The organism is Zobellia uliginosa (genome assembly GCF_900156625.1).
GTDB lineage: Bacteria > Bacteroidota > Bacteroidia > Flavobacteriales > Flavobacteriaceae > Zobellia > Zobellia uliginosa.
The window spans coordinates 54,614-77,690 of record NZ_FTOB01000008.1; the positions used below are offsets into that span (position 1 = coordinate 54,614).

At 43.6% G+C, this 23,077-nt stretch carries 22 protein-coding genes; 4 read left to right on the plus strand and 18 right to left on the minus strand.

The window, feature by feature from the left end:
• Positions 1–40 precede the first annotated feature (40 nt).
• The 18 genes from BW980_RS19605 to BW980_RS19690 all read right to left on the minus strand — a co-directional run bounded on the left by BW980_RS19605 (position 41) and on the right by BW980_RS19690 (position 14,939).
• The gene (locus BW980_RS19605) at positions 41–298 is read right to left on the minus strand and encodes a phosphopantetheine-binding protein (RefSeq protein ID WP_013993422.1); all 258 of its coding nucleotides are present in this window, start codon (positions 296–298) and stop codon (positions 41–43) included.
• Complete coding sequence (locus BW980_RS19610) at positions 295–900, minus strand: 3-oxoacyl-ACP synthase (protein ID WP_076456861.1); 606 nt, start codon at positions 898–900, stop codon at positions 295–297. Before BW980_RS19610 ends, BW980_RS19605 begins: the two co-directional genes overlap by 4 nt.
• Positions 897–2,045, minus strand: a complete 1,149-nt coding sequence (locus BW980_RS19615) for a beta-ketoacyl-[acyl-carrier-protein] synthase family protein (RefSeq protein ID WP_076456862.1) — start codon at positions 2,043–2,045, stop codon at positions 897–899. Before BW980_RS19615 ends, BW980_RS19610 begins: the two co-directional genes overlap by 4 nt.
• Positions 2,038–2,475 (minus strand): acyl-CoA thioesterase, encoded by a 438-nt coding sequence (locus BW980_RS19620; protein WP_076456863.1) that lies wholly within the window; start codon positions 2,473–2,475, stop codon positions 2,038–2,040. Before BW980_RS19620 ends, BW980_RS19615 begins: the two co-directional genes overlap by 8 nt.
• Complete coding sequence (locus tag BW980_RS19625; RefSeq protein WP_394333507.1) at positions 2,465–3,772, minus strand: ABC transporter permease; 1,308 nt, start codon at positions 3,770–3,772, stop codon at positions 2,465–2,467. The genes BW980_RS19620 and BW980_RS19625 overlap by 11 nt, the downstream gene beginning before the upstream one ends.
• Positions 3,726–4,469, minus strand: a complete 744-nt coding sequence (locus tag BW980_RS19630; protein ID WP_076456865.1) for an ABC transporter ATP-binding protein — start codon at positions 4,467–4,469, stop codon at positions 3,726–3,728. Before BW980_RS19630 ends, BW980_RS19625 begins: the two co-directional genes overlap by 47 nt.
• 74 nt (positions 4,470–4,543) lie before the next feature.
• Positions 4,544–5,539: a BtrH-related acyltransferase DarH gene (locus BW980_RS19635; RefSeq protein WP_076456866.1), complete on the minus strand. Its 996-nt coding sequence runs from the start codon at positions 5,537–5,539 to the stop codon at positions 4,544–4,546.
• Positions 5,540–5,547: 8 nt separating this feature from the next.
• Positions 5,548–5,946, minus strand: coding sequence for a flexirubin biosynthesis protein DarG (locus BW980_RS19640; protein ID WP_076456867.1), 399 nt, complete (start codon positions 5,944–5,946; stop codon positions 5,548–5,550).
• A gap of 36 nt (positions 5,947–5,982) precedes the next feature.
• Complete coding sequence (locus BW980_RS19645) at positions 5,983–6,435, minus strand: hotdog family protein (protein WP_245800113.1); 453 nt, start codon at positions 6,433–6,435, stop codon at positions 5,983–5,985.
• 1 nt (position 6,436) lies between these two features.
• Entirely contained in the window at positions 6,437–6,874 is a 438-nt protein-coding gene (locus BW980_RS19650) for a hotdog family protein (protein ID WP_076456869.1), read from the minus strand.
• A complete protein-coding gene (locus BW980_RS19655; protein WP_076456870.1) occupies positions 6,874–8,007 on the minus strand; it encodes a dialkylresorcinol biosynthesis protein DarB in 1,134 nt (377 codons plus the stop codon). The genes BW980_RS19650 and BW980_RS19655 overlap by 1 nt, the downstream gene beginning before the upstream one ends.
• Before the next feature lie 9 nt (positions 8,008–8,016).
• Positions 8,017–8,940: a hypothetical protein gene (locus BW980_RS19660; protein WP_076456871.1), complete on the minus strand. Its 924-nt coding sequence runs from the start codon at positions 8,938–8,940 to the stop codon at positions 8,017–8,019.
• Between the two features lie 71 nt (positions 8,941–9,011).
• Positions 9,012–9,899 (minus strand): LpxL/LpxP family acyltransferase, encoded by an 888-nt coding sequence (locus BW980_RS19665; RefSeq protein ID WP_076456872.1) that lies wholly within the window; start codon positions 9,897–9,899, stop codon positions 9,012–9,014.
• A 23-nt stretch (positions 9,900–9,922) separates the two neighbouring features.
• Positions 9,923–10,165 (minus strand): acyl carrier protein, encoded by a 243-nt coding sequence (locus tag BW980_RS19670; RefSeq protein WP_076456873.1) that lies wholly within the window; start codon positions 10,163–10,165, stop codon positions 9,923–9,925.
• Positions 10,166–10,177: 12 nt separating this feature from the next.
• Complete coding sequence (locus BW980_RS19675; protein ID WP_076456874.1) at positions 10,178–11,395, minus strand: beta-ketoacyl-[acyl-carrier-protein] synthase family protein; 1,218 nt, start codon at positions 11,393–11,395, stop codon at positions 10,178–10,180.
• 17 nt (positions 11,396–11,412) lie between these two features.
• Positions 11,413–12,168 carry a flexirubin biosynthesis SDR family reductase FlxB gene (gene fabG / locus BW980_RS19680; RefSeq protein ID WP_076456875.1) on the minus strand — a complete coding sequence of 252 codons (756 nt, stop codon included), beginning with the start codon at positions 12,166–12,168 and terminating at the stop codon, positions 11,413–11,415.
• Between the two features lie 108 nt (positions 12,169–12,276).
• Positions 12,277–13,404, minus strand: coding sequence for a WG repeat-containing protein (locus tag BW980_RS19685; RefSeq protein ID WP_076456876.1), 1,128 nt, complete (start codon positions 13,402–13,404; stop codon positions 12,277–12,279).
• A complete protein-coding gene (locus BW980_RS19690; protein WP_076456877.1) occupies positions 13,401–14,939 on the minus strand; it encodes a flexirubin biosynthesis tyrosine ammonia-lyase FlxA in 1,539 nt (512 codons plus the stop codon). Before BW980_RS19690 ends, BW980_RS19685 begins: the two co-directional genes overlap by 4 nt.
• 209 nt (positions 14,940–15,148) lie before the next feature.
• Between BW980_RS19690 and BW980_RS19695 the strand changes: the two genes are divergently transcribed.
• From BW980_RS19695 to BW980_RS19710, 4 genes are all read left to right on the plus strand, one after another.
• Complete coding sequence (locus BW980_RS19695; protein WP_076456922.1) at positions 15,149–16,405, plus strand: NAD(P)/FAD-dependent oxidoreductase; 1,257 nt, start codon at positions 15,149–15,151, stop codon at positions 16,403–16,405.
• A gap of 335 nt (positions 16,406–16,740) precedes the next feature.
• On the plus strand, positions 16,741–17,754 hold the full coding sequence (locus BW980_RS19700; protein WP_076456878.1) for a GntR family transcriptional regulator: 1,014 nt from the start codon (positions 16,741–16,743) through the stop codon (positions 17,752–17,754).
• A 373-nt stretch (positions 17,755–18,127) separates the two neighbouring features.
• Positions 18,128–21,223, plus strand: coding sequence for a SusC/RagA family TonB-linked outer membrane protein (locus BW980_RS19705; protein WP_076456879.1), 3,096 nt, complete (start codon positions 18,128–18,130; stop codon positions 21,221–21,223).
• 39 nt (positions 21,224–21,262) lie between these two features.
• Positions 21,263–22,789, plus strand: coding sequence for a RagB/SusD family nutrient uptake outer membrane protein (locus BW980_RS19710; protein ID WP_076456880.1), 1,527 nt, complete (start codon positions 21,263–21,265; stop codon positions 22,787–22,789).
• The last annotated feature ends 288 nt before the right edge of the window (positions 22,790–23,077 follow it).

A 23,077-nucleotide genomic window follows, 5' to 3' on the forward strand; every position in this document is an offset into this window, starting at 1 on the left:
ATAGGTCGGTGTGCCAGGTAGCTTAAAAAACGAAGGGTCTTTAGTTCGATCGGTTCGCTGCAATATAGGCGGCCATGGTATCGATAGACTCAAAAATCTTACGCCCTTCTTTCGGGTCGGCCAATTTAATGCCGTAATCTTTGTCGAGCATTACAATAAGCTCTAACGCATCGATAGAGTCAAGACCAAGACCTTCTCCAAAAAGCGGGTCGTTATTTGCGATTTCGTCAACGGAAACATCTTCCAAGTTTAGTTGCTCGATGATTTTCTCCTTCAATTCTTGTTTAAGTTCGCTCATTTTGTTCTGTATAATTTGGTCAGTTCTCCGGTATCATGGGGCAACAAACCTTTTTTAGCGATAACGTATAAAAACGCATCATATTTTCCTTTATCATATTCAACCCAGCCGCATAGTACTTCATCGGCTTTACCCGTCTCTAGCAGATCATTGGCGTAATCTGACAATAAATGGGGGTTAAACTCGGCAAATATAAAGAAACTATTTTCAGAATACAGTTTGTGGCGAATGCTAATTTCTCCCATACAGATATTTGGGAGGGTGTAGACGAATACGGCCGGACTGGCAAATGCGCCTGATCGGTCGCTAATGGCGGCCTGGTGCTTGCGGTCGGTGTCTAGGCTTGAGGCCTTGTTTGAAAGCACAAGGGCGGTATTTTTTTCCTGGTCTTTTAATAGCACCTCGGCACCCATAAAGGCCAATTTGCTGAGGTTGTCCATTTTGAAGAATTTGGAATAGTCGGTTTCAAAATATTTGTAAGCCGCTTTTATAAAGGCCGGAAACTCTTCGGAGGCATCGGAAAACAAAACTTTTCCGTTTCTGGAAATTTCTCCATTGGCAATGCGGCAATATGATTTTATATAGTGACCGGGCATATTCATGGATTGATTTTTTGGAAGATTGCCGCTGTATTGCAACCTCCGAAACCGGAAGCTGTCTTTAGAAAAACACTGCTTTCCTTGGCGGTGGTTTCTTGTATGATGTTCAAGGGTTGCGAAACGCCCAGTTCTTGAAAGCCAAGGGAGGCGAACAAGGTGTTCGAATGCAAGGAATACATGCCGATAATGGTTTCCAAAAGACCGGAAGCCCCTAGGGTATGCCCAAAATAGCCCTTTAAGCTATTTAGGGGACTGTCTTGTAAATGGGCCCGGTTAAAGGCAATGGCCTCCATTTCATCGTTGTACATGGTAGCCGTACCGTGGGCCGAAATAAAATCTATGGCCTTGGGGGCTAGTTGGGCTTGGCGCATGGCCGATGCAATGCTTCGGTAAAGGCCTTCGCCGGTTCGGGAGGGTCCCGATATATGGTTGGCATCGTTGCACGAGGCTTCCCCGAGTATACGAACGGATGCATCAATGAGTCGGTCTTTGTCCTTGGTTACGAGGACACTGCATCCAACTTCGCCTATATTGATTCCTGTCCGGGTCTTGCAATACGGTCTACAGGGAGATTCGCTTAAGGCCTGAAACGAATTAAAGCCCGATAAAATAAATTTGCTGACCAAGTCTCCGGCAACCACAAATACGTGGTCATAGCGTTTTTGGTGAATGAGGCGCTTGGCTACGGCCAAGGCCAAAACTCCCGAAACACAGGCGTTAGATAATACTAAGGCTTCGTTTTTGAAGCCGAAAAAGGATTTTATTTTCCCACCCAGTTCACTCAGGTAGGCCCTGCTTTCATCGAAAGGGCTGTCGGTATCCAAGACATCGATATTGCCTTTGGTAGTCGATATGATGAGTCCGACCCTGTCCGTTAGGGGGACACCCGAGTTTTTAAGGGTATCGGCCAAAGAGACCAAAAGGATTTCTTCGAGTCGGGTATAGGCTTCTTGGGGGTTGAGCTTCAAGAATGCCTCATGTACGTTTTTTTGGTCGATCAGGGAAGAGTAAAAAGGGTTGGGAAGCAAGTCGGGGTCGTTCACCAAGGTGAGTCCGGATACTTCGTTCTTAATACCATCTATCGCGGCAGCGCTATCGAGTCCGTAAGCGGAAACAATATTGTTATGTGAGAGGTAAACACTATCCATCTAAAAGGCCTACTTTTTTCTTCCATTCGGTAAAAAATGGAGGAATTACCAATGAGAGTTCCCCGCCCAATTCCACAAAGACCTGAACGGTCTCCCCGGTACAGACCACGGCCCCCTTGGGGTTGTAAATCTCATATTTGAAAATCATTTTAGCGGCGGCACAGTCAACATAGGTAGTTTTTATAGTGGCTACATCGCCGTAGCTCAATGGTAGTTTGTGCTCGCAGACCGATTTGACTATGGGCGTGGAAAAATTGTGGGCTTTTTGATCTAGGTACGAAATGCCATGGTGGCGTCCAAAGGCTTCGCGCCCATCTTCAAAGTACTGAATATAATTGCCGTGCCAGACAATGCCCAATGGGTCCGTTTCCGCAAAACGTACCCGTACCTCACTTGTGAAGCTAATTTCTTTTTTGGTTTTAGACGGCATTTTTTCTTTCGTTATAGATAATGGCAATGAGCGTTGTGATTACGAAAAAACCGAGTAAAAGCGATATTTCGGGGATAAGCTCAATAAAGGTTGCGTTGCGCAAAAATACATCATAAAATGCACTTAATCCCCAATTCATTGGTGATAGGTTAGAGAGCAACTGCATAAATTTGGGCATGGCAAAAACAGGAACCCAAACCCCTCCTATAGCGGCTAGGATGACCACAAAAGTGGCGCCGAAAGGAGCCGATTGTTCTTGGGTCTTGGCAATGGTGCCCAATAGAAGGCCTAGGCCAACGGCCGCCAGACCTGCAAAGAAGGCCACCACGAACAAAAGCGGCAGTCTGCCCGTAACATCGAGTTTAGGCAGGCCTATCAGGGGGAAAAGAAAAATTCCCACGGCCAGCATTAGGGCGAACTGCACTAAGGAAACCCCTAGAAAGACTATGGTTTTTCCGCCAAGAACGGTGGCGTACGATACGGGGTTCGTCCTCAGCCGCACAAAAGTCCCTTGGTTTTTTTCCTTGACCATATTAATGGCCAAGGGCAGAATAATGAAAAAGATGGCGAAAAGCGTCCATGCGGGAATGTTGTGCTGGGTAGAGTTCGGTATCAAGGCCTTTTCGTGCTTGCTCGGTACAATTTCGGTAAAGGTGATGAATTGCTCCGTCTCAAATATTTTTTCCGAGGGGTCGTCGGTCAACTGCTCTTGAAAAGCCTTGTAGATGGTCTCGGTCTCTATTTTTGAAATCATCTTGTCAATATTGCTACGAACCGAGCTCTTGAACGATTGCTGCGTAGCCGGATCAAAGTAAAGTTTTACTTCCCTGGGCTTGACTATCGATTTAGGCTCGGGAATGCTTTCTTCGTTATCACTGAATTTTGAAAGAATGCCGTCTACGTTCTCGTTGATTTTGATCTCGAGTTCCGATGATAGGTTTTTGGGTATGACAATGGCCAGTTGATAGTCGCCTTTAAGCACTTGCGCTTTGGCTTCCTCGTCGGTAGCTGCCATATCTACTTGAAATAATTTGGAGTCGGCTAAACTTTTTAAGATGTCTTCCGATACTTTCCCCTTGTCAAGATCGACCAATAGGATAGGCAGTTTGGTCTCTTTTACAGATTTGAATGAATTGTCTTGAATGGTGGTAATAACGATTACCAACAGCAAGGGCATCAGAAATAGTACGGCCAAGCCCCCGATGTCGCGTGTTACGAGTAAAAACTCCTTGTATGTAGAGGCCCAAAGTTTATGCATGGTCACGTAGAGCTTTACCGGTTTTCGCCAAGAATACATCCTCTAGGTGTTCGGCATTTTCTTCTTGGGCGATAAGTTCCTTGGGCTTGCCCAAACCAACCAATGTACCGTGATCGATAATGCCAACGCGGGTACAAAATTGCTCTGCCTCGTTCAAATGGTGGGAGGTGTAAATAATCGTCGTGCCCAAGGTATTCAGTTCTTTTAGATAGGCCATGATTACGTTCTTTGACTGTACATCTACGCCTACGGTAGGTTCGTCTAAAAACAGTACTTTGGGTTTGTGCAGAATGCTCGATATAAGGTTGATACGGCGTTTCATACCCCCCGAAAAGGCCTTTATTTTCTTATGGGCGAATTTTGATAGCCCCATGGTTTCAAGGTGTGAATTGATATCGTTCTTTAACGATTGGCCCTTAAGTCCGTACATACTTCCGAAATATACGAGGTTTTCGTAGGCGGTCAGGGAAGGGTAGAGGGCATATTCCTGAGGAACGATTCCTATCAACTGCTTCAGCTGGTTCTTGTGCTCTTTGTAGTTCAATCCGTCAATCGTAAAACTTCCGGAAGTGGGTTTCAATAAAGAGCTCAACATGGAAATAAGAGTGGTCTTTCCGGCTCCGTTGGGACCTAAAAGTCCGAAAATCTCCCCTTCCGCTATGGTCAAATCCAAATTCCGGACTGAAAAATCGTCGGCACCCTTATACTTTTTTGAAAGATCGTTGATTTGGATCATGATGTCAAAACTAATCGAAAATTCTAAGATAAAGTCTTGTTTTTCCTTTTTAGTGAATCGGACTTGGATCGATGCTAGATCGCTTTTTTCAATTTCTTAAAAAAGGCCGCTTCGCTATCGGCAATGGCGTCTAGTTCATCTGCCACTTTGTTATAGGCATCGTTTTGGGCGCTGCGGTTTTTGTAGATACGGGATGCATTTACGGCAAAATCGCGCCAGTCGTCACCGATTTTGGTCATTTCCTTCGAAAGTTCCTTGAGTTTTTCGTTGCCGAGTACTTGGCTGGCCTCTTGTAGAAATGCGGCGTAGATATAACGAAACCCGCCACCTCCGGTTCCTATCTCTTCTTGCATGCGAACGATTTGGCCCAAGTAGTGGTTGGCCGTCTTGGCCCCTTTTTTCTTCGGCCATTTGCGGATCAGTTTCGAGATCGTCTTAATGCCTTTGTAGCCCACTATGGGTACGGGTGCTGTCATTTCACGGCAGGTCTGTTTGATGCCTTTGATAATGGCACTCTTCAATTCCAACGTTTTAGGAAAGGAGGTCGGATAGTAAATATGCCCTTTAGGGGCGAAAGCGCCTTTGGCAAAACGCACTTTTTCCAATTGCTTTTCGGTCAGGGTGGTGACCTGTTCCATAACGGGGTCACTGATCAGGTAGTTTTCATTTTCCTTACCGTAGACCACCAAATTGTGGGCGTTAAAGTGAAAGCGGTATTCGTCGGGAAAGTACAAGAGGTTGTAGACCCCTACCTGAAGTCCGACGGGATTGTTTTTTTGTAAATTTTCATCGAGCCGTGCCTTTGCCGTTTCGGGACTGTTGAATTTTTCGCGCTTTATTTTTATGCCTACCCTCTTGGCAAATCGATTGAAGATAAGGCCTGGCATGGCCCGGTAGGTTACAACCGGCGCATGGTTAACCTTTAAAAAGGGGATGTAGCAGAACAATAGTCCTGATCCAATGCCGAAAACCATGGGTTCACTCACCTCAAAACCATTGTGGCGCATTAAGTTACTTACCACACCATTTTCGCAGTGCGCAGATTGTTTATGGGTAAATTCTATTTGCATGGGGATGTTTAAGAAATATGTTTCAGTTCTTCAATGCTGATTTCGAAGACATCGGCATACCTTTGAAGGGTTTTTTGGCTCAGTTTTTTAAAAATGTTAGGCTTAAAATGTCGCTTTACACGCCATTGCCAAAGTCCCACATAGCTCGATAAGATAGGGAGGTCCATTTTGTGCAGCTCCATATAGTATTCAATGGGGCTGGTCTCATTGTTCTGAACGCGTTCTTTGGCCTTGGCCACACGCTCCTCGATCTCTTTTATGGCGTTGTTGAGTGCAATGGTCTTGGGGTCCCAGCCAGAACTAAGGGCTGTGGTGTATTCGCCATTCTCGTCTACGGCATAGGTAAGTTCTTTGGTATGGGCAGAATCTAACAGGCCTTTATCTTGTGGTACTTCTTCTTTTTTCACTGTTCGTTAATTTGGGGGGTTATTGATTTTTCCCTCTTAAACCTCATGGATCAAAAAGTTCAAAGTACAAGCTACGATTAATTCTCCATTTCTGAAAGTTTCAGAAGCAATGGTGCAGCTGCTAAAGGCTTCGTTGTCATACCTTGAAATCAGTTCCCCTTTGGTCGTTATGGTGTCACCTACTTTCGGTAGTGCAAAAACCTCGACTTTTTTCACGGCACTGATATAACCGACCACTTTGTTTTTATTCCCGTCTTTGTCTTTGTCGTCAAAAAAGCTTTGTCCTACTATGGTAGCACAGGTTTGGGCGGCATTTTCAATGAGTCCGGTTTCCGAAAGGTGTCCGTTTTTTACAAAAATACACGAGGCCTCTACCTTAAAACGGGTCTCTACGGAGGTTTCGTCAAGATACGGGGTTACGTTGGCCATGAGCATAGGCTCACGGTGCGGTAAAAAATTCTTGATATCTATGTTGGTCCGTGCTTCCAAATTAGTTTGCCAGTGCGGTTTTCATTTCACTTGATGCCAGTACTATACCTTCGCAGGTAACCGTGGCCGATACCATGGTAATACCCATCATGTCGTGCAAGATCTCTACGGTGGTTTCCAATTCTTGGCCTACAAAGGGGAGGGCGTTTACGGTGGCCTTTTTTATGGCCCCGATATATCCGGTAGGTGCAGGTTGTTGGGCCAGATAAAATTTATAGCCCGTATGCAGGGCTACGGTCTGTGCCATGTTCTCTATAAGGCCGGGGGCCATAAAGCGTTTTTCAAAAACAAATAGATTGTCTACGGGAACGACAAAACCCGATATAATTTTTTTCTCTGAATAGTGAAGTAATTTGCCCACCATGATAAAGGGTGGTTTCTGTGGGATTAAATTCTGTAGAAACTCACTATCGATAAGGGGCGTTTTCAATAAGTTCATTAGCACACTGTTAAATAGGCATAGGTGTATGAAAAACGTGCGCTTTCGGGCACATGTAATAAAATTCTATCGCCCTTCTTCAATTTGCCCGATGCAACAAGTTCTTCAAGCATTAGGTATATGGAAGCAGCGCCTACGTTGCCCACATGTTCAAGGTTTAAGAACCATTTTTCCCAAGGCATTTCCACGCCTCGGTCTTTCATTTCGTCATAGAGTCCTTGTTTGAAGAAATACGAGGAAATATGGGGAAGGTAGTAGTCGACGTCATCAGGTCCGATACCGTGTTTTTCGTATACTTCTTTTAGGCAGTCGACCCCTTTTTTCAAGATGTTCTCCCCAAGTAGCTTTACGTCTTGCTTAATGGCGAAAACCGATTGCTTTGCCCAATCTTCAGGGGCAAATTCACTCCAAGGTTTTAGTTCGCCGTTTTCAAGTTTTTCACCGCCGGCATACATGCAGGTTTCCATTTCAAAGGCATATGAAAAGCCTTCCATCCATTCAATTTTTAATGGAGTGTCTCCCTTGGGCTCGTTTTCTACCAACATGGCCCCAGATCCGTCGGAAAGCATCCATCGTAAAAAATCTTTGTCGAAGGCAATCATAGGGTTTTCTTCCAAGGCCTTGAGATGCTCGATTTCTTCCTGATAGAAATCGGCCTTGGTCCAAGTCGAAACTTTTTCCGAACCCGTACAGACCGCATTGTTTACTTGGCCGACTTTTATGGCCATATAACCATATTTTAGGGCATTCATTCCTGAGCAGCAAACTCCTGATGCGGAATTGATTTCCATGTTCCCGTTTTTCAATTCACCATGTACCATGGCGGCATGGGACGGCAAAAGTTGATCGGGTGTAGAGGTGCCGCACGATAAAAGCTCTATTTGGTCTTTGCTGAAATTCGCATCGCAAAGTCCTTTTATCGCCGCTGCAGTGAGCTGGGCATTATTATGGGTTACATTGCCGTTTTCATCAATGGCGTAGTACCTCTTTTTAATTTTGTTATTGCGTAGGATGATGCTTTTGGCCCTGGATTTTTGTCCGTCTATAAACCCTAATTTATCTTCAATTTGGTCATTTTCGACAGGGGAATTGGGCAGAAACTTGGATATTTTGGTAATGTAGGCGTTTTTCATGTGTCGGTCTTACTCCTTATAATCAACAGAGGCGTAATATTTGTTTTCCCTTTGGATTTTTCTGTACATAGGGATATAAGTGAGCAAAAATACAATAAAAACTATAGGTGCGATTATCCAAATTGCAAATATCAGGTAATAGTTGAACAAACGTAGCCATTTTTTTCGGGCAGGATCGCCTTGATTTCCCTTCTTTCTGATGAGATTGGCCCATTTTGAAAACAATAGGTTGCCGCGTTTGTCCATCTGAACCAGTAGGTTACTGATTTTTGATGCGTTTAAATCGTTCAGTTTTTCTTGTAGGTAAGAAAAATCGGAGGCCATGAGGGCTTCTTTTATCGGATGTCCAAATTTATCCGCCGAGGCTATGGTGTTTTCCGATACGCCGGGTTTGGGAAAAATTCCCCACATACGGTCTTTTTTGCCTTGGAGCATCCAGTATACGATGGTGATTACACTAACGTGGTTGGGACTTTTGTCGACCAAGGCTATGTTTCCGACGAGTTTGGCGTTAAGGCCTATAAGAATCTTTTTTACTTTTTCTTGCGACATGGCCCACATGTTACGTACGCCTATGACCGTAATTACCGAGGTATCGTTCAATAGTGTTTTTGCGGCTTCCGAGGTTAAAAATGAATTTAAGGGAATGGAAGGCGAAAGGTACCATACTTGATGTCCTAAGATGACCAAATCGTATTTGCGCGACAAGACCGATGTATCAGGGGTGTTGATTTCTGTGGGAATTTGAAGGAAGGCTTCCGGGAAGACATCGAAAAACCTTTCCTTTTTCCATGGAAACCCATAAGGGGTTTTAGGAAGGATCTGATGGTAGGTAATATTGATCGATTCTTGTTGTAAGGGGGATATTACGGAGTCTATAATGGACCGTAGTTGGCCGGTCTGGGAGTAATATACAACGAGTACTTCTTTCATTTGCTTTCGGTTATAGGATGGTCACTGAACAATAAATGATCCACGGGTACTTTAGGGATAGTTCAAATATCTTATTTATTTGTCTTATCTCCCCAAAAATCAAAATAATTAAACCATTGTAATGGATATTTGGCAATGATCCATTCGAGGTTGTCGGTGTATTTTTCAAGTAAGCCTTGGGCGTCGCCGCGTTTTACTTCGGCGGTTCTAGCATATAGGTGATAGTGTTTTCGCGATTCTTTCATTACGTAAACGAACAAGACGGGGACCTTTAACCGTGAAGCCAGTAGGTAGGGGCCTAGTGGAAATTTGGCGGTGGCCCCTAAGAGCTGTTGCTCTAAGAATTTGGATCCTTCAATATATCGGTCGCCCGTAAAACAAACGAGTTCCCCATTGGTCAGGGCGGTGTGTATTTCAAAGATATGCGACATATCTTCTTTTATCAAGATAAGCTTGATGTTCGATTTAGAAGTAACACTTTCCATGTAAGCCTTGATCTCTTCGTGCTCTTGGTCCCAAGTAACCAGGTTGATCGAAGAAAAAGCATTTACATCTTGTAGAAAAAATTCGGCGACTTCGAAATTTCCGATATGGGCGCTTAGTAGAATGCCTCCTTTTTTTTCGGAAAGCAGTTGCTCGATCTTTTCTATTCCGTCAAACTCGTACGTGAACCGATCTCGAAGACCTGCCGATATAGCGGCCTTGTCAATAATGGTCTGGCCAAAAATATAGTAGCTTCTATAGATGTTGAAAAGACTTTTTAGGGTCGAGTGCCCCAGTCTTTTATGGAAGTAATAAAAAATAGACCTGGTGCTGTCAACGGAAAAGATGTAGTAGTACAAGACCACAAAATGCAGAAGCAGGTACGAAGCTCCCAGCCCCAGTTTTTTGATAAAGAAAATATAGATTCTATACCCTAAAACGGTGCCTTTGGACTTTCCTTTCCATTCTGTTGCCATTTTAGGATTTTCTCAGGGGAATATCAGTGAAGTTTGCGCTCTATCAGGTCGTAAAAGTTTTGTAGGGTGGTGACATTTACGAAGTCTTCACCTACTAATTTTACGCCAAAATTACTCTCAACGGCTACTACAAGGTCAACAAAGTCTAAACTGTCTAGACCTAGGGTATCTTTAAGGTTGGCATCGGCAGCGATTTCATCTTCCTCGACTTCAAACTCGTCGATTAGGAAATCATCTATTTTTTGTATTATAAGTTCTTTGGTCATCACCATCTTTCGCTAGCATTTTTTTAATATCAAAGCGGAGTTTGTACCACCAAACCCGAATGAATTTGACAAAAATACGTCAATTTTTTTATTTAACGTTTCTTTAACTATGTTTAATTTCGCCGCATCTTCATCAATGTTGTCAAGATTGATGTTGGGGGCGACAAAAGAATTTTGCATCATGATCATTCCGTAAATGACCTCGCTTGCACCTGCCATCCAACATTCATGCCCGGTCATTGATTTTGTTGAGCTTATGGGCGGATTGTGTTCGCCGAAGACTTCATATATGGCTTTGGCCTCGTTTGCGTCACCTACCGGTGTTGATGTGGCATGGGCGTTTACGTAATCTATGGCAGAGGCGTCAAGGCCTGCATCTTGCAAAGCATTGCGCATGGCCCGCGAGGGTCCGTCAACGTTTGGTGTCGATATATGCCCTCCGTTCGATGAAAAACCGTAGCCAATGATTTCGCCTAAAATGGGTGCTCCCCTTTTAACGGCCGACTCGTAACTTTCCAAGATTAGGGTCGCTCCACCACCACTGGGTACCAATCCGTTCCTGGCCTGGTCGAAAGGTCTTGAGGCTTTTGTTGGGTCGCCTTCGCGTGTGGCAAAAACTCCGAGTCCGTCAAAACTGCCCATGGCCAATTTGTTTATTTCTTGGGCCCCGCCCGTAATGATACAGTCTTGTAAACCACTTTTGATAAGGTGGTAGCCCATGCCGATGGCATGAGATCCACTGGCACAGGCGGCGCTAATGGTAAAGTTGACGCCCCTTAGCCTGAATATGGTAGACAGGTTCATGGTTATGGTAGAGTTCATGGCCTTGAAAATGGCCCCAGAACCTACCAAGGTGGTATCTTTCTTTTCGCGTAAAATATCGGTAGATTCTACTACCGATCTTGCAGTGCTATCATTACCGTAAATGACACCAACTTCATTTTCGTCAAAAAAATGATCTTCTATTTGGGCATTTTTTAGGGCTTCAATGGTCGCCATGTATGCGTATTGGCCTTCTTCCCCGAGACTAAGGCGCTGTCTTCTAGACAGTAGTTTCCTCAGGTTGGGTTCTTCTACCTTGCCGGTAAGAGGGGAACGGTATCCGAAGCTAAGGCGCTCTTCATCTATAGAGATGCCCGACTTTCCCTCGAACAGGGAGGTCTTTACCTCGTCAAGATTCTTGCCGATACAAGAATAAATACCCATACCCGTTATTACGACTCTTTTCATTGCCCCTTACTGTAATTTTATGAATATATGCCGCCGTTGATGTTGATGACCTCACCTGTAATATAGCCCGATTTTTTTGAAGCGAGAAAAGAGACTACATGAGCTACTTCTTCGGCTTCTCCGAACCTGTTCGCGGGTATCATCCGTTTTAATTCCTTTTCGTCAAGGTCGTTCGTCATGTCGGTCTTTATGAAACCTGGCGCAACGGCATTTACAGTAACGTTTCTTTTTGCGATTTCTTGTGCCAATGCCTTGGTGGCCCCTATGACCGCGCCTTTGGCCGCGGAATAGTTGGTCTGTCCGGGGGTGCCCTTGAGGCCGGATACGGAAACCATGTTGATGATACGGCCGTATTTGTTGACCAAAAGCTTTTGAATGAGGTGGTTGGTTACATTAAAAAAACCGTTTAGGCTGGTGTCTATGACCTTGGCCCAGTCTTCCTGTTTCATCCACATGAACATACCGTCTTGGGTAATTCCGGCATTGTTCACGATGACTTCTATGATATCGTTCCCGTGGTTTTGGTGCCAATTGTCCAAAGCCGATCTGACCGCTTCTGCATCGGTTACGCTAAACGGCAGCAATTCGCCCTTTCCTCCGGCCTGTTCGACCAATTTGAGAGTTTCTTCTGCAGCGGCCCTATTGCTGTTGTAATTGATAAGAATTTGGTAATCGAGGTCTTTGGCCAGTTGAATGCAAACTGCCCGTCCTATTCCCCTAGAGCCACCGGTTACCAGTGCGTATTTTTGTTTTTCCGCTTTCTTTTCTTTCATTTAAGTTATATATGTTTTGAACACTTACTGAATGGTTGGGCATACCTTGGTCATTCGACTAGTTTTATTAAAGCTAGCGAAATTTAGTAGTTAAAAAAAGGAATGTTTTTATTTTACGGATACAAAGGGTTCGGCGTTCTGAAACCATTTGTCGCCCAATAATTGCCCTTGTTCGTTAAAATATCCCCAGCCTTTTTTTGATTTTACCCGGGCCAAGCCGTTGACAAAACCTTTTTCTTCAGATCCTTTTAGAAAGGCAAAATTCCCTGAAATACCGTATTCCATTGGAATGATGACCTTGCCAGAGGTGTTAATAAATCCCCAGGCCTTGTCCTTTACGGGGGCAAAACCGTTTGTTGAAAATACTTCGGCATCGCGGAATTGGGGCTCAATGACCATTTCGCCCTTTTCGTTGATGTATCCCCATTTTTTGCCGATGGCTACTGGGGCCAAACCGAGGGAGAAGGCCCTGGCCTTAGTGTATTTTGGTTCTAATACCCATTCTCCTTTACTGTTTACAAAACCCGTTTTTTTGGCGCGGGAGGCGTAAGTAAGTTTAGAATCTCCGTGAAAGTTGTACACCTTGTCGGCGTTGTCGATAGGGTTAAAGCTTCCGTTGTGAATGATGCCAAAGGTGCCATCTTTTTTCCCATAAACACCGGCTTCCTTATAGGTGTTTCCTATTTCTTCGTATTCTACGGGTATGACGACTTTTCCAGAAGTGTTTATCATGCCCCAAAGTTCGCCCTTGTTCACTTTGGCGTGGCCATTCCTGAATTTTTTTATGGCGTCGTAAGTAGGCTCTAGAATGAGTTTGCCGTCAGTACCTAAGAGGCCTATTTTTTCTCCTGAACGAAAAAGGGCAACCCCTTCTTCAAAGTCGTAATACTTTTCGCTGGCAGGGGTTTTTAATTCTTTGCCCGAGGTGTCGATGTAGCGCCATTGGTCGTCTTTCAGTACCAAGGCAAGTCCTGAATTGAACATTTTTACCCTGTCGTATTCGGGTTGGATCACAAATTTCCCCGAAATGTCTATGTAGCCCCATTTGTCGTCTTGAAGTGCTGCGGCACGTCCATCGGAAAAGCTATCCGCTTTATCAAATTGAGGTTCGATTACGTATGCTCCCGTTTTGTCGATGAAACCAAATTTTCCATTTTCCCTGACCAAGGCATACTCTTGAGCAAGAAGAGTCGATGAGTTGATAAGGAGTACCAATAAAAATGCTAATGTTTTCATTTTACTTCTTTGTTTTGATGGTTAATAATATAGTTCTTCACTTGATTTACATAAGGATACATTACAATGTCTTCCTTAAACGGGGGAACTATTTTACGAACTGCATCGTACATCATTCTTGTCTTGGACGAAACCTTGTCTTTAAGGTCAAGGTATTCTATGGCCTGTACGACCGTTATCATTTCTATGGCAAGTACCTCAAAGGCATTTTCGATAACCTTTTTGGTGGTATTGGCCGCATTGGTGCCCATGCTGACAATATCTTGGTTGTCGTTGTTGTTCGGTATACTATGAACGTACATGGGGTTTGACAGCATTTGGTTTTCGGCAGTGGTCGAGGTGGCGGTGAACTGTACCCCTTGCATACCGAAGTTGAGTCCCAAGGTGCCCAAATTTACGAAAGGAGGCAGAATATCATTGAGTTTTGAGTTTAAAAGATAGTTAAGTTGTCTTTCGGCCAACATGCTCATTTTGGTGACTACCAGTTTGAGCTTGTCCATTTCCAAGGAAATATAGTCGCCGTGAAAATTGCCGCCATGGTAGACGTGTTTTTTCTCTACATTGACGATGGGGTTGTCATTGGCAGAATTTACCTCTTCGATAAGTACGCTTTCAACATTGTTGAGTGTGTCTAGTACGGGGCCTAAAATTTGGGGAACGCAGCGTAGGGAGTAATATTCCTGTACTTTTTCCTCAAAAACGGAGACCCCATTGTTATCTACGTATAAGTGGTGTTCTCTTTTTCTCGTAAGGGTACTGTCTTTTAAGTGGCTTCGCATAGCGCGTGCAATCTCGCGCTGGCCTTTATGTCTTTTAGTGTGGTTGAGATCTTCCGACAGGTGGTCGTCATAGGCCTGAACGATTTCGTTGATGGCGGAAGAGCAGCATATGGCCCACTCCAGCAATCTTCGCGTATAAATGGTGTTGACAATCCCGATGCCCGTCATTACCGAGGTTCCGTTGATTAGGCCCAGACCTTCCCTTAGTTCCACTTTTATCGGGGTGATGTTGAGTTCTTTGAAAACTTCTTCGGTTGGTCTTTTGACCCCTTTGTAGAAAACTTCGCCCTCACCGATAAGAACCAGGGCCAAATGTGCCAACTGAACAAGGTCGCCACTGGCGCCAACGCCTCCATGTTCGTAAATGAGTGGGGTAATGTCTTGGTTGATCAAGGTGGTCATAACCTCTAATACCGAAGGGTGTACGCCCGAATTCCCTAAGCTTAAGGTGTTCAATCGGGCCAGCATTGCTGCTTTTACGTATTTAGGAGGTATCGGATTTCCGGTGCCCGAAGCGTGGCTGCGGATCAGGTTGTATTGGAGTTGAATGGTTTCAGAATCCTTTATTTTGTACTGGGCCATGGGCCCGAAACCGGTATTCACCCCATAGATTACTTTGTTCTTTGAAAACTCTTTTAGGAAATCAAAACTGTCTTTTACGGTCTTGATGACTTTTTCGTCTATTGATATTGGCTCGTTTTTAAAGATGGTGCTGTAGAATTCTTCAATTCCCAACGTTCCTTTTATTTTCGTCATCTATGGTTGATTCTATGAGGTATTTGTAATATTTTAGTGACGTCTTCAAATAAGACTCCGTAAGCTAAAATTAGCGATTTTGGATTGCAAATTTATAATAATTAGTGAATCAATGTCTTAATTTAGCAGACAATACGCTTCTTCGGGTCATGTATCTTCATTTTGTGGAGGCCATAAACCATAGGAGCCCCATATAAAAAGTGAACGATATGCAACAGGAAAAGGTTGATGTTTTGATAATTGGGGCAGGACCGTCGGGTTCGGTAGCCGCCGCTTACCTCCATAAACAGGGGTTGAATATTAAGGTCGTGGAGAAGGGTAAGTTTCCTCGATTTGTCATAGGGGAGAGCTTGATTCCACGTTGTATGGATCATTTTGAGGCCGTGGGTCTGTTGGATTGTCTAAAGGCCATGGATTTTGAGGTTAAGGACGGTGCCCGATTTATTAACAATAAAGGGGTGGTCTGTAATTTTGACTTTAGTAAAAAACACGGGGACGGCTGGGATTGGACATGGCAGGTGCCCCGGGCCGATTTCGATAAGGCCTTGACCGATGAGTTGCAATCTTGGGGCGTTGATATTGCCTTTGAGCATGAGGTGACAACCGTTACTTTCGCTGAAGATGGATCATCAGTGACCAGGATCAAGGATATCGATGGAAACGAATTTAACGTTGAGGCCAAGTTTGTTGTCGATTCCAGTGGTTTCGGTAGGGTCTTGCCGCGCTTGTTAGATTTGGAGAAGCCTTCCAAAATACCGGAGCATTCTTCCATATTTACACATGTAAAAGATGTAAACCGTCCTGAAGGTAGGGAAGGAACGATGATTACTTTTGATGTCATCGATACGCATACCTGGTTGTGGGTCATTCCGTTTTCCAACGGATATACGAGTATCGGTTTTGTCGGGAAATCGGAGCATCTCGAGTCACTCGAAGGAAGCAATACCGAAAAACTTCGGCAAATGATGAGGCTGTCGAGCTATTATTTTGATCGGTTCGATGGAGTGGACTACACGTTTGAGCCCCGAATGATAAAGAATATAGCGAAGTCGGTAAAACAACTTTATGGAAATGGATACGTGCTTACCGGTAACAGTGCCGAATTCTTGGATCCCGTATTTTCTTCCGGGGTGACCTTTGCGGTTGAGTCGGCCCATTTGGCGGCACAGTTGATAACGAAGTCGCTTAAAGGGGAAGAAGTGGATTGGCAAACGGAATACACCGATTATATGCTGGAAGGGGTGGATGTCTTTTCGACCTACGTGGCGGAATGGTATACCGGAAACCTCCAGACCATATTCTTTCACAATCAAGAGAATGAAACCATAAAAGAACAGATTTGTGCAGTACTGGCCGGGTATGTTTGGGATAAGAGCAATCCGTTCGTGAAAAACCATAACCGATTGGTCAAGACCGTGGCCCATATAGCCAAGATGGAGGAGCAGGGCAGCGAAGAGCCTAGTTAGATACTATTATGGCTTATGGCTTTCTTGTGTAATAATTCAAAAGTTTTGGAATGTCTTCAAAAATGTTCTAAAATAAGGGAGGACTGGTGCTATGGGTGGTAGTGGCTTGTTTTGGAAATGTTTGGTTTTAAGGAAGTCCCACTGTTAAGGTGTAGGAGTAATACGAGAAAGGTTTATCATGGCACTTATGTTTTTTAAGTTGGATTTTTTTTATAGTAATATTCCTAGGTCAATATTTTTGTTTTTGTGCATTATAAATTTTGTTTTACACGTATATTCGTGTAAAATTTGTATTATTAAACTTACAAATTAGTTTTAATTACTGAATCAGCTAAATGTCATTACTCCACATAATCCATCGACTAAAAGAAGTGAATACCCTCACCAAGCACGAACAGCTCGTGCAAGGTGTTTTAGAGGCTTTAAATACCGGCGAACTTTCGGTCGGTGATAAGCTGCCATCTATCAATAAGATGGTGGGTGACGTGGGCTACGCCAGAAAAACCATTGTAAAGGCTTATGAAGAGCTTAAGGAAAGAGGGCTTGTAGAATCGAAAAAGTTAAAGGGGTATTTTATTATTAGTGATGAGACCAAGGTAACGCTGAGAATTGCCCTCTTGTTGTTTTCGTTTCAACGTTTTCAAGAAGAATTCTATAATGCCTTCAGGAAGGAGTTGGGCAAGCGGTACCAAATCGATGTCTTTTTCCATCATAATAATGTATCGGTTTTTGAAACCATATTCAACAATATAAAGGGAAAGTACGGGATGTACGTCGTGGCGCCAATGCCCGATTTGAGCATACGGCCGCTACTTGAAAGTATAGAGCCCCAAAAGCTATTAATCGTTGATCGTTACTTTCCGATGCCCGATCCCTATTCGTATATTTCACAGGAGTTCGAGGAGAGTACCTTTGATAAGTTGGTAGAGTTGCTTCCTAAGATTAAGAAGTATGGACAATTCGTGCTCTTTTTTACCCATAGTAGGGATTATCCCGAAGGTATTTACAAAGCTTTTCAAAAATTTATTTCCGAATACGGAATCGATGGAAGGGTTGAGGAAGATTACGAAGCGGGCAGTCTCAAAAAAGGAACCTTGTATTTTTGTATAAGCGATACTTCCTTATGGGAGCTTCTTCGCGATTGTCACAACTCTAATATGGTTATCGGTGAAGACATCGGTATTTTATCACATAATGACCATGTGGTCAAGGAAATTGCATTTGGGGGGATTACCACGATATCTACAGATTTTAAGGATATGGCCACTATGGCGGCTCAGCACATTAAAAATAATGTGGTCTCGCAGGTTGTTGTCACTTCAAAACTCTTTAAGCGCAACTCCTTATAATTTCATTTGATCAAAAGTTTTGGTTCGACATAAGCGAGGTTGCCGTGTTTCCGATTTAATAATTTTTCCCCACTAAATTGAGTATTTCTCAATTAGACCTTATATTTTTTGTTTTTAGTATTTAAAAAATACTTATTTTTGCTCCTGTAGCACAAAGTAGCATAGATTATTTCTATTTTGTTAAACTTTTGGATATCAAATCCTATTAATTTCTGTTTTATTAAAAATAAAGGGATTATATTGGTATATATTATCATTTAAGGGTGATTATGTGATAATATGGTCGAAAGATTTTTTGTGTTTATTAACATATTTAAAGAAACAAAAAAGTAAAATTACTAACTCAATTAATTACTAACTTAAACTACTCATTATGAACCAGAACTTTAAGAGATTAAACAGGGTTCGATCGCATGGTTTCGTGCTCGTTGCCTTGTTTTTCTTCAGTGTGACATCTTTGTGCGCACAAACTACAATTTCAGGTACAACCTCCGACGAGCAGGGCGTATTGCCCGGTGTAAACGTCTTGGTAAAGGGAACCACTGTAGGAAGTGTCTCCGATTTTGATGGAAATTACAGTATAGAGGTGCCCGAGGGTAGCTCTACCTTGGTTTTTTCCTATGTGGGCTATTCCAAGCAAGAAGTGACTATTGCTGGTCAAACCACAATTAATGTTGTTATGTCTGAAGATGCACAAACCCTCAGTGAGGTGGTCGTTGTAGGATACGGTACGCAACGAAAGGCCGACCTTACCGGTGCCGTGGGGTCACTTAGCAGTGCGGAAATCGTATCTAAGCCGATTACCAGTCCGGATCAAGTGCTTGCAGGAACGCTCTCCGGGGTAAATATTACCAACAGGAGTGGGGATCCTGGTGCCCCTATCAATGTGCGTATTCGCGGTATAGGTACCCCAGGGGTAAACGATCCCTTATGGGTGATCGATGGTGTGCCCATCGTTCAGACCAGTAACATTACCGTTAACACCTCTTCTACTACAGACTCTAACCCGCTTGCAGGTATAAACCCAAGTGATATTGAGTCCATTGATGTTTTGAAAGATGCTGCCTCTGCGGCCATTTATGGTGCGAGGGCGGCAAATGGGGTTATTATAGTAACGACCAAAAGAGGTAAGGCCGGTGATGCCAAGGTTAGCTATGACGGCTATACTTCCTTTAGCCAGATAAGAGATCGTTACGATGTTTTAGATGTTGAACAATACATCGACATCCAAGGGCAATTGGGGCGTGATGTATCTGAGTTCAGTGGTTCTGAATTTGTCGATTGGCAAGATGCCATATTCCAAACGGGATTTGTTCAAAATCATAACGTTACGGTTAGTGGGGGTAGTGAAAATGCCAATTATTTGATATCGGGAGGTTATTTAGACCAAGAAGGTATTGAGTTGGCGCAAAGCTTTGAAAGATATTCGTTTAAAGCGAATTCCGATATTAAAGTGGGCAAAAGATTGCGTTTCGGGGAATCTTTGTTGATAAGCCAAACGGATCGTTTGGTGCAAAGTGAGGGAGCCTTCTTTTCAGGGTTCAATTCGGCCTTGAACGCTCCTTATTATAAAATTTACGGGGATGGCCCTTTTGGGTATAACCTAGAGAATCCAGAAACTAGTGGTGATGGTACCGGGGCTAACTATGTCATGCGAAATGATACTAGGCTTAACAGTACCACAATTCGAAACCGTAAGGTCCTAGGTAACTTCTATGGGGAACTTTCCATTCTTGAAGGCTTGAAATTACGCGCTTCATTAGGTTTGGATTATAACGTAGGACGCGGTGAATATTACCAGGCCGCAACCGATTACGCAGGGAATAATCCAAGACAATCACTATTGGTGTCATCGCGTCCTGTTGAGTTGACGCTTACGCCTTCTACAACCTTATCTTATGATAAGACTTTTGGTAGCAACCATAATATTTCGGCCCTTTTCGGGTTTGAGCAAACTGAGTTTCGATTTGACAAGGTGAGACTTCAGGGGCGTGACCTTTTTAACCAGAATTTTGCTGGTACGGGATCAACGGTTTCTGGTGCCAACGAAGCCGATAATTGGGTTTTGCAAGGATGGTTAGGTCGTTTGAGCTATAATTTTCAAGGAAAATACTTAGCGACCTTCAACGTTCGTAGGGATGCAACTTCAAGGTTTGCCCAAGGTAACAGAGATGATTATTTTCCATCGGTTTCCGCTGGTTGGAGAATCTCTCAAGAAGAATTCTTTCCGCAAGAAGGTTTTGTAGATGATTTAAAGGTTCGTGTAGGTTGGGGACAGTCAGGTAACCAATTTACAGGATTGAACTTTGCATACTTGCTAGCCTTGAACAACAATATTAGATATGTGGTAGGTGATAGTCAAGATACTAAGATTGCACCTGCACCGACGAATTTTGCGAATAGGGACCTTAAATGGGAAACGAGTACGCAATTGGATGTAGGTATCGACGGGGCGTTTATGGGCGGAAAGCTGAACATGACCGCTGATTACTACAGCAAGGTAACGAGTGATGTGTTATTGGGTCTTCCGGTACCGTACGTATCAGGCTTCTTTTTGCCTGTAGATGCGAATGTTGGTGAGATCAAGAACTCCGGTGTGGAATTCTCCGTGAATTACGGCGATGAAATAGGAGATTTTAGTTTTAACATCGGTGCCAATATTACTACGGTTAAGAACGAGGTTACGGATTTAGGGGAAATCGATCAGATAGTTACCGGTCTAGGAGGTCCTGATACCCACCGTACCATTGTAGGGGAGAGTCTAGGACATTTTTACGGGTATAAGACCGATGGTCTTTATCAAAATGATGCCGAGGTTGCTGCCGCACTGCCAGATGCCAACGGTACTCCGTCTCCAGGGGACATTCGTTTTGTAGATGTAACTGGTGATGGTAAAGTAGATGCAGAGGACAGAACTTATTTAGGCAGCCCTTTCCCAGGTTTTTTCTATGGGTTTAATTTTCAAGGCGAATATCAAGGCTTTGATTTTTCTGTAAACTTTAGAGGTGTCGGTGATCAGCAGGTGTACAATCAAGCACGTACAAGCTTGGAAAACTTGGATGGGGCAAATAACTTTAGTACGCAAGTGCTCGATCGATGGACAGGAGAAGGAACTACCAACTCAAGCTCTCATCCAAGGTTGGTAAGAAACGATCCTAATGGGAACAACCGTTTTTCTGACCGCTGGGTCGAAGACGCCGGTTACCTACGTATTCAGAACATACAGTTTGGGTATAGTCTTCCTTCGGAAAAGTTGAAAGGTTGGACGGGTGATTTCGTTTCTAGAATGCGATTTTATGTAGGGGTGCAAAATTTGGCCACTTTTACCAAGTACTCTGGTTTTGATCCCGAGGTGGGGCGTACCCAAAGTTTTCAAAAAGGAGATTTTACATTGGCTAGCGGTCAAGACGGAGGTGCTTCTCCATTGCCGAGAATTGTACAATTGGGTTGGTCCGTTACATTTAATTAGAATCATACTTTAGTTCACTTAATATAAAATATAGCTATCATGAAAAAATATATAATACTTGCCAGTGTGCTCTTCGCGCTTTCGTGTGGAGAGAAAGAACTGGATCTTTTGCCTTTGGACAGGGTTACCGCCGATACTTTTTATAAAACGCGGGGAGACTTTGATGGGGCTATTTTTGCTTCCTATTCCTCTATTCAGGATCTATGGGGTATTAGCGCGGAAACTTTGGGAGAGAACGGAGAGTATTGGAAAATTTCCGTAGTCATTAGCGATGATGCGGAGGCCGATACCGAAGTGGGTGACGCAGTGTCCCAAGACATCGATAAACTTCTGATTCGATCGAGTGATGTTCCTTATGGAGCTGCCTATACCCAAATCTACGAAGGGATCTATCGGGCCAACTTGGTTCTGGAGAACTTAGAGGGCGAGAACGAATTGTCGGAAGAAGACAAGACCATTATTGGGGCCGAGGCCAAATTCTTAAGGGGATGGTTTCACTTTCAGGCCTTGAAAATGTTCGGTACACCGCCATTGGCCATAGAAGTTAAGACCGATCTTAATGATTTGGCGCTTCCGAATGCGACCCAAGAAGAACTGTACGCATCTATATTGGGAGATTTTGCCGATGCTGCTGCCGGTCTTCCTGAGGAATGGGATGGTTCAAATACGGGAAGGGCTACCTCTTGGGCGGCCAAATCGTATATAGGTAAGGTCAATGTTTGGAAAGAAGACTGGCCTACGGCTATTACCGCTTTGGAAGATGTGGTTCTTAGAGGACCTTATATGTTGATGCCGGAGTATAGTAATAATTTCAGTCATTTGTTTGAAAACAACGCCGAATCTATTTTTGAGATTCAGTTCGGCGGACCGTTTTCCGATGATAATATTTGGGTATTCGATGATACCCACTCCGAAAATTTCAAGGCTTCGCAAGGTACGACCCGAAGCTATCATTGGGGAGCGGCCAATGGCGCACCTGGAGGGAAAAGAGGTTGGTTTATACCTTCTGAAGATCTTTTGAACGCTTATGAACCGGGAGACGCTAGACTGGAAACTACCATCTATCAAGAAGGTGAAGATTATTATGTTTGGTCGGCAAATTCAGTGGTTACCGAACCCTATGATCCCGAATGGTCTTCGAACGGTTTAAGTGCCAAAAAGTATTTAGGAAAGGAAAATGCAGTTGGGGCCAATAGGTCTCCGAACGGTGCGGCCGATTTTAACAATGAAAGATGGTTTAGGTTTGCCGAGTTAAAATTGCTCTATGCCGAAGCTTTGATACAGGGTGGTGGCGATGTTGGATTGGCCTTCGATGAAATCGATGATATCCGCGAGAGGGCAGGTTTAGGTCCTGTCGATCGTTCTTTGGATCCCATGGATGTATTGATGCAAGAAAAAAGGGTGGAGTTGGCATTGGAACCACACCGGTATTTCGATATCGCCAGATGGGGTATCGGAGCCGAAATTTTTGGTGGTGCATGGGATGATAAGTACAAGGTTCTTCCTTTTCCGCTAACGGAAATCGACCGTTCTAAAGGATTGTTACAACAGAATCCGGGATATTAATCCGGTTTCTAGGGACGTTCCTAAAAGTATTTATTGTATTGAAAGGAATCCAATTCTGAGAAATTCTTAGGTTGGATTCCTTTTTTATAGGCCTTTTTGAGTAATTTTTTAGGGCTCATAGAGCCATTGGGGCATAATTGGGCGAATTTTGTTTTGCAGTCATTGTGATACGCTGTATATTTGAATAGTAGCATAGAGTATCATAGATTGAATGATTTACTTAATAAGCTAATTTCTTACAGTTTTTATCTAACATTCCGTACGAGGGATTACTTTTTCCTGTTCAAC